The 274-nt window shown below is 65.7% G+C and carries 1 protein-coding gene; it reads left to right on the top strand.

Translation table 11 applies throughout. From position 1 onward, the window contains the following. On the top strand, positions 1–274 hold a 274-nt coding region (locus tag L9G74_RS20540; RefSeq protein ID WP_238898615.1), incomplete at both ends, for a hypothetical protein.

Here is a 274-nt window from a genome sequence, read left to right as displayed (position 1 = left end):
GCGCAGCTCGAACGCGCTCGAAAAAGGCTTTTCGAACGCCATCAGCGGCAGCCTCAACTCGATCCTGGGATCGAACACCACGAACGAGTTCCGCTTCCAGTACTCGCGTGAGGACCGGCCGCGCCCCTACGACGGGCCGACCATCCCAGGCACCATCGCACCGCCGGGCGTCAACGACGGCGAGCGGCCGTTCCCCGACACCGGGGTGGACTTCGGCGGGGGCTACCGGTTCGGGATGCCGTTTTTCATCCCCATCAAGTACTACGACACGCGC

This window comes from Shewanella electrica (genome assembly GCF_022321485.1).
GTDB lineage: Bacteria > Pseudomonadota > Gammaproteobacteria > Enterobacterales > Shewanellaceae > Shewanella > Shewanella electrica.
The sequence above is the reverse complement of the archived record's forward strand: the minus strand, read 5'-3'. Positions and strand labels throughout refer to the sequence as shown.